We start from the raw sequence: 6587 nt of genomic DNA, 5'->3' as shown, positions 1-6587 counted from the left end.
CGGCGTGGCGGCTTGTTCAAAGCGCCGTGCTTTGGGGTGCGCCCCGCCCCTTCCACCCCATCCCGGCCCGGCACTTGCGCGGTCCTGAAAAGATCGTAAACACGTTCTAAGACAAAGTTGCCCGTGAGGTGGGCCGCGACATCGCCCACTGCACCGCCAGAATGCTCCCCAGGACGACGCACATGCCCACCAGCGCCACTCCGGTCATGGCCTGCCCCAAGAGCAGCCAGCCCAACAGGACGGCCGTAACGGGGCTGAGCAACCCCAGCGACGACACAGCCACCGACGGCAGGCGCGCAATCCCCCGGAACCAAAGCGCATAAGCCAGCAAGGCGCCGGCAAGGCTCAGGTAGAGGTAGCCGCCGATGTGGGTGGCAGTCAATGTCGGCAGTGCGGGATCTACCGCCCACGCCACCGGGGCCAGCATCAAGCCGCCGGCCAGCAGCTGCCAACCCGTGAAGGCCAGCACCGGCAAGTCGGAGCGCCAGCGGCGCGACCAGAATGTGCCGGCCGCCATGCACAACGTGCCTGCCAGCGCCGCGGCGACACCCACCATATCCCAGCGCGAGCCCGGCGACAGCAGCAGCGCGGCCATGCCCAGCACGCCCAGCCCACCCGCCGCCAGTGCCACTGCGGGCGGACGGCGATGGTCGAGCGCCCAGGTGAGCCCCATCACCACCAGCGGGCCAATGGCCCCCACCACCGCCGCCACACCGCCCGGCAGACGATAGGCAGCCACAAACAGCAGCGCCTGGAAAACACCAATGTTCAGCGCCGCCAGCACCAGCAGTCGGCGCCATCCCGTCCAGTCACCCCACGCGGGCCAGCGGCGGCACCACAACACCAGCAGCAGTCCCGCCGGCAGCGTACGCAGCAACGCCGCTGTAAACGGCCGATCCGGAGGCAAAAGCTCGGTCGTCACGATATAGGTGGAACCCCAGATGACGGGACCGATGCCTGTGACCAGTGCGTCGATCCAAGGGGTAGTGCGCGTGGGTTGCATTATTTATCTTCAAATCAAGATATACAGACCTTACCATACAATCTCGATGTCAAGATAAAACCCCTCTATTAACCTCATTGTTTGAAGCCCATGGCCCGCTCCCGCCCGCCCGATGCCGTCGACGCCATCCTCACCCAGTGGCAGCGCGAACGCCCTGATCTGGACGTAAGCCCGATGGGGCCCATTGGCCGCCTCAAACGATGCGCAGCGCTGTTGCAGCGCCGCCTGGATGCAACTTTTGCCGAGTTCGGGCTGAGCTTCTGGGAGTTCGACATGCTGGCGACGCTGCGCCGCTCGGGCGCGCCCTACTGCCTGGCACCTACCACGCTGTTCTCCACGCTCATGGTCACCTCGGGCACGATGACGCACCGGATGGGCAAGCTGGAAGCGAGCGGCTGGATTGAACGGCTCCCCAACCCGGACGACGCGCGCAGCTCCCTGGTGCAGCTCACCCCCACCGGGCTGGCGCTGATCGACCGTGCGGTGGAGGCCCATGTGGCCAACGAGCACCGCATTCTGGCGCCGCTTAAGGCAAGCGAGCTGACTGCGCTGGACGCGCGCCTGGCACGGTTGCTGGCAACGCTGGAGCCCACCGCAGACGGGGAAGAATAGACGAGCTTTCGCGTCCTGGCGCTTCAACGGCGACAACCAACGCTATATTTTTTGCAGCACATTCAGTGGCTTGGCAGCAAGGCCGCCACTGCGTGGCTCAGCTGCTCCTGCCAGGGCAAAGCATCCACCACCGTGGACAGCAGCTCCAGGTTCTTTTGCCATCCCGTGTCGCTGCCAGAGGAATACACCAGCATCACGTTGCTGCGGGGCTGACCTAGCCTGGACCACACGAAAGGCCGTTGCGATGTCCAGAGGCTGATATGCCAGTCCCAGCCAATCGAGACCACGGGGCAGGACGCGCTCACCCATTCGGTATAGCCACTGATGGTGGTTTCACAACCGCACACCGCCGTGCGTGGCACGACCAGGTCCAAGTCCACCGCCGACATCAGATGGTGGATGGGCAGAGACAGCAGCTCGTCAATCGACAGGCGCAGGAGGCCGTCTGGCGACACCTGCATGGTGTTCACAGCCACCCCCTGCCAGCGCCCCCGGCAGTGGAATGTCTTGGCTTCATGCCCCCGGAACGCAGCATCAGCCCAACAGCCCGAGCATGGCGGCGCGCACCGTGGCAGCCGTCTTGTTGGTGGTTTGCAGTTTGGTCACCGCGTTCTTGACGTGGAAGTTCACGGTGTTTTCCGACACATCCAACAGCGAGGAGATATCGGCAGAGGTCTTGCCGTCGGCAGTCCATTTGAGCACCTCGATTTCTCTGGCCGTCAGATGCGGCTGCATCTCTTCGGCCTGGCGGGTGGTGAATATCCGCGACAGGATCAGGTGCGCAATATGGGCCAACCAGCGCATCTTCATTTCGCCGTGGGCAAGCTCGTCGGGTTCCAAGGCTTCAGAGGAACGCGCCAATGTCAGCATGCCGCGCACCCCGCCCCCATCAATGCACGATTGCGCCCATCCAAAGCGCAGGCCGAAAGAGCGTGCCTCCTCCCAGAACTCCCGGGCCGAAGCAAAAACATCGTCCGACCAGACCAGCGGAGTTTGCTTGCGGCACCCATGTTGCACCGTGGGATCCACCTGCACGTAAGCCTTCTGCACATACCGCTCCTGCCAGGCCTGCGGGTAGTTGTTCAAGAAGATGGTCTTGGGGTTGGACAGGGGCATGGGCACCCGCAGGCCATAGGCGCAGTATTCAAACCCCAGGGCGCGCGCGGCGAGCTCGATTTTGCAGAAAACCTCCTGCTCTGACTGCGCGCGATCCATCACCGCCAAAAGATCTTCCTGCCAACTTGTCATAGGACCCCCTCGTCGAGCACCACCCCATGGAGACTGACTGTCCAAAAGCGAATTTCGCACCATGAGCCGCCGGTGAATTTTTTGACATTGTGGCGGTATTGCAGCCCGAGGGCGAGCCGATTTTGACGGGGAAGAATTCACGCGGCACCTACCAGAGTTGGTAGTTACAAATGCATTCTCGGGCTTTTCTAATGGAGAAAACTCACGAGGGAATCTCCAATGCGCATCACCTCTGGCTGCTCTGCGGAACTGCATCCACCCCTGCTGACCCGCATGGCCCGGTACCGGCACCGTGTCTTCGTGGAAAAGCTTGGCTGGCAACTGCACTGCCGCGATGCCCTGGAACTGGACCAATTCGACCGGGATGACACCGTCTATGTCATTGCCCAGAACGAAGATGGCGAGGTGATTGGCACCGCCCGGCTGCTGCCCACCACCCGCCCCTATCTGCTGGGCGAGGTGTTTCCGCAGCTGCTCAACGGGGCTGCGCCCCCCGAAGCCCCAGAAGTGTGGGAGCTGTCCCGCTTTGCCTCCATGGATTTCTCCGGGCCCACGGGCTCCGCGCTCGACCAATTCTCCTCGCCCATCACCACCGGCCTGCTGCAGGCGGCCAGCCGCTGTGCCATGGCACGTGGGGCCGAGCGCATGGTCACTGTATCGCCACTGGGGGTGGAACGCCTTCTGAGGCGCACGGGTTTTGAGTCCCATCGCCTGGGCCCCCCACTCGTGGTCCAGGGTCACCCGCTTTTTGCCTGCTCGATCCGGTGCAAGTGACGGATCGAACGCGCTCGCTGCCTCCGCCTTTCCGTGACTTGACCATGCCACTCCACTCCGCGCTCCCCTCTGCGCCTCCGCCGCTCCAGGCCCCAATGGCTGCAGCAGCTGAACCGACGCCCCTCGACGGCCTGCGACTGGTGATTCCGCACGCAGGCCGGGTGACCACCACCTTGCGAGAGCACCTGCTGCAGCAGCGGCCCGTCACCGTCTGGCTTACGGGACTGAGCGGCGCTGGCAAGTCGACCCTGGCCTACGCGCTGGAGGAGCAGTTGCACGAGCTTGGATATGCCAGCTTTGTGCTGGACGGCGACAACCTGCGGCACCGGCTCAACCGCGACCTGGGCTTCAGTGCCGCCGAGCGCTCCGAAAACATTCGTCGCGTGGCCGAGGTCGCCGCCCTCATGAACGATGCCGGGTTGGTGGTTTTCACCGCCCTGATCTCCCCCCAGCGCAGCGACCGCGCTCTGGCCCGAACCCTCATCGGGGAACACCGCTTTCTGGAGGTGCATGTGAGTACGCCGCTGGAGGTCTGCGAAGGCCGCGACCCCAAGGGCCTCTACACCATGGCGCGCACTGGGCGCATTCCGCACTTCACCGGGGTCTCAGCGCCCTATGAGGCGCCTGAATCACCCGATTTCCGCATGGATACCGCCCACCTCAGTCTGCCCGAAGCCTGTGCACAGGTGCTCGCACTCCTGCAGGAGCGCGGATTCATCCATCAGCGCAGCGCTGAAAGCCAGTCTGTTGCTCGTACTTCTTGTTCTTGATGTCTGCCGATTACTCCCTTGCTTCCACCTCAGCGCCAAATGCCGCGGCAGCTGAACTGACTTCCTATGACCTTTTCAACGGCGATGCCGACGGGCTGTGCGCCTTGCACCAGCTGCGCTTGGTGGAACCCCGTGACAGCGTCCTCATCAGCGGAGTGAAACGGGATATCGCCCTGTTCGACCAGTTGCCCTCCGGTCGGCCGCTGCAGGTGACCGCGCTCGACATCTCGTGGGACCGCAACGCGCAAGGCGTGTGCCAGGTGCTCAATGGCGGCGGCCAAGTGACCTATTTCGACCACCACAGCGCCCAAACCCTTTTCCCTCACCCGCAGCTCAATGCCCACATAGACACCGGCCTGGACGTCTGCACCAGCATCCTGGTAGACCGCTACCTGGGCGGTGTCTTGCGGCAATGGGCCATCGTGGCCGCCTATGGCGACAACCTGGACGCGGTGGCCGACCGCATGGCGCGCGAGCAGGACTGCACCGCGGCCACCCGCGGGGCGCTGGCGCAACTGGGCTACCTGCTCAACTACAACGCCTATGGCGAGAGCCGCGAAGACCTGCACTTTTGCCCCGTGCAGCTGTACCGCTCGATGCACCGCTTCGAAAGCCCGCTCGACTTCATGGCCAGGGCCTACGAGTTCCGCCGCCTGCAAGAGGGCTATATCAGCGACCAACAAGCCGTACAGGACCTGCTCCCCTATACCGCCAACGACAGAGCCACGGTGTATGTGCTGCCCAACCGCGCGTGGGCGCGGCGCCTGTGCGGCACCCTGGCCAACCAGCTGGTGGCGCGCAACAACGGGCGTTCGGTCGCCGTGATCACGCCCCGTTCGGACGGCGATTTCTTGGTCAGTCTGCGGATCGGCAGTGCCAGCGCCAGCCGGGCCGACATCTTCTGCAGCCGCTACCCGCACGGTGGCGGGCGGCAAGGCGCGGGCGGCATCGACCGGCTGCCCGATCGGGACATGGACCGCTTCATCAATGAGTTCTTCGCGCACCTGGAGTCTGAAACGCCATGAAACAGCCACGCCGCACCTCACGTCCCCTGCCGCTCTTGATGATTCCGCTACGGCGCTGCGGCAGCCACGCGTTGCGCCTGCGCCTTAACGCCAGCCCAAGCTTCCATTCGCCCTACCCACTGCACATCGTGGATTTCATGCCGCTGGTGCCGATGTATGGCGATCTGAGCGACGACAGCACGTACCGGCAGATGGTCGAGGACGTGGTGGGGCTGCAACAGGCCAGCATGGTCAAGTGGCCCGGTGTGGAGTTTCACGCCGATGAGATATTCAACGCGCTTCAGGACGAACCGCGCAGCGTGCATCGCATCGTGTGGGAACTGCTGCAGCGCAGCGCGGAGGCGCATGGAGCCAGTGTCGCCATGGACAAGTCGCTCGACAGCGTGCAGTACGCGCACGAATTGATGGACCTCTTCCCCGACATGCGCTTTCTGAACGTGGTGCGCGATCCCCGGGCGCAGGTGGCCTCGATGAACCGCGCGATCATCCACGACTTCGACACCACGCTGAACGCCCAAGCCTGGGTCAAGGCCCACACGGCGGGCCGCGCCCTGGCGCTCCACTATCCGGAACGCGTGCTCACCGTCCGCTATGAAGACTTCCTGAGCGACCAGGAACACACGCTACGCCGCATCTGCCACTTCATCGGCATCGAGTTCCTGCCGCAGATGCTGGACATCGCGGCATCGCAGGAGGCGCAGGAACTGTCCCGCATGTCGGCCCTGTGGGAATCCAACTGCTTCGCGCCCTTGCCTGCCAACAAGGACAAGTTCAAGACCCAGCTGCAACTCCATGAAATCGAGGCCATCGAAAGTCTGGCGTGGGAACACATGCAGTACTACGGCTACGAATGCATGACCGAGGCCCAGGCCCCCCACCCCACGCCCGCGGAACTTGCGCAATGCCAGCAGGAATCGGAAAGACGCCGCGGCGAGGCCTGGGAGCAGCTGCTGCGCAGCGCGCCCGGCGACTATGCCGCCCGCCGCGTGCGGGCCGACTACCTGGCACGCGTACGCCAGCGCCTGCAAAGCGCCATCGCCCTGGAAGCCGGGGCGGCAGCCATGCCCTGACCAGCAGGGCAACCTCACCTGAACTTCAGGCACCGTCCCGCCACCTCCTCACACACCTTCGTCACTGCACCTTCAAGGAACCGCC

The 6587-nt window shown here is 64.2% G+C and carries 8 protein-coding genes; 5 read left to right on the top strand and 3 right to left on the bottom strand.

Annotated elements, in window-relative coordinates; translation table 11 throughout:
• Positions 1–106: 106 nt before the first annotated feature.
• Complete coding sequence (locus MRY84_RS11470) at positions 107–1003, bottom strand: EamA family transporter (protein WP_291505859.1); 897 nt, start codon at positions 1001–1003, stop codon at positions 107–109.
• A gap of 90 nt (positions 1004–1093) precedes the next feature.
• Here MRY84_RS11470 and MRY84_RS11465 point away from each other — a divergent pair, with 90 nt between their 5' ends.
• Positions 1094–1615: a MarR family transcriptional regulator gene (locus MRY84_RS11465; protein ID WP_291505858.1), complete on the top strand. Its 522-nt coding sequence runs from the start codon at positions 1094–1096 to the stop codon at positions 1613–1615.
• Positions 1616–1677: 62 nt separating this feature from the next.
• Here the strand turns inward: MRY84_RS11465 and MRY84_RS11460 are convergent, their stop codons facing one another.
• Together MRY84_RS11460 and MRY84_RS11455 are read right to left on the bottom strand one after the other, a co-directional pair.
• The gene (locus tag MRY84_RS11460) at positions 1678–2076 is read right to left on the bottom strand and encodes a DUF4902 domain-containing protein (protein ID WP_291505861.1); all 399 of its coding nucleotides are present in this window, start codon (positions 2074–2076) and stop codon (positions 1678–1680) included.
• Between the two features lie 73 nt (positions 2077–2149).
• Positions 2150–2863 (bottom strand): autoinducer binding domain-containing protein, encoded by a 714-nt coding sequence (locus MRY84_RS11455; RefSeq protein WP_291505860.1) that lies wholly within the window; start codon positions 2861–2863, stop codon positions 2150–2152.
• A gap of 219 nt (positions 2864–3082) precedes the next feature.
• Here MRY84_RS11455 and MRY84_RS11450 point away from each other — a divergent pair, with 219 nt between their 5' ends.
• The 4 genes from MRY84_RS11450 to MRY84_RS11435 all read left to right on the top strand — a co-directional run bounded on the left by MRY84_RS11450 (position 3083) and on the right by MRY84_RS11435 (position 6502).
• Positions 3083–3637: an acyl-homoserine-lactone synthase gene (locus MRY84_RS11450; RefSeq protein WP_291505857.1), complete on the top strand. Its 555-nt coding sequence runs from the start codon at positions 3083–3085 to the stop codon at positions 3635–3637.
• A 95-nt stretch (positions 3638–3732) separates the two neighbouring features.
• Positions 3733–4407: an adenylyl-sulfate kinase gene (gene cysC, locus MRY84_RS11445; protein WP_291505856.1), complete on the top strand. Its 675-nt coding sequence runs from the start codon at positions 3733–3735 to the stop codon at positions 4405–4407.
• Positions 4407–5432, top strand: a complete 1026-nt coding sequence (locus tag MRY84_RS11440) for a hypothetical protein (RefSeq protein ID WP_291505855.1) — start codon at positions 4407–4409, stop codon at positions 5430–5432. The genes cysC and MRY84_RS11440 overlap by 1 nt, the downstream gene beginning before the upstream one ends.
• A complete protein-coding gene (locus MRY84_RS11435) occupies positions 5429–6502 on the top strand; it encodes a sulfotransferase (RefSeq protein ID WP_291505854.1) in 1074 nt (357 codons plus the stop codon). Before MRY84_RS11440 ends, MRY84_RS11435 begins: the two co-directional genes overlap by 4 nt.
• The last annotated feature ends 85 nt before the right edge of the window (positions 6503–6587 follow it).

It is taken from the genome of Acidovorax sp. (genome assembly GCF_022763525.1).
Taxonomy (GTDB): domain Bacteria; phylum Pseudomonadota; class Gammaproteobacteria; order Burkholderiales; family Burkholderiaceae_C; genus Acidovorax.
The sequence above is the reverse complement of the archived record's forward strand: the minus strand, read 5'-3'. Positions and strand labels throughout refer to the sequence as shown.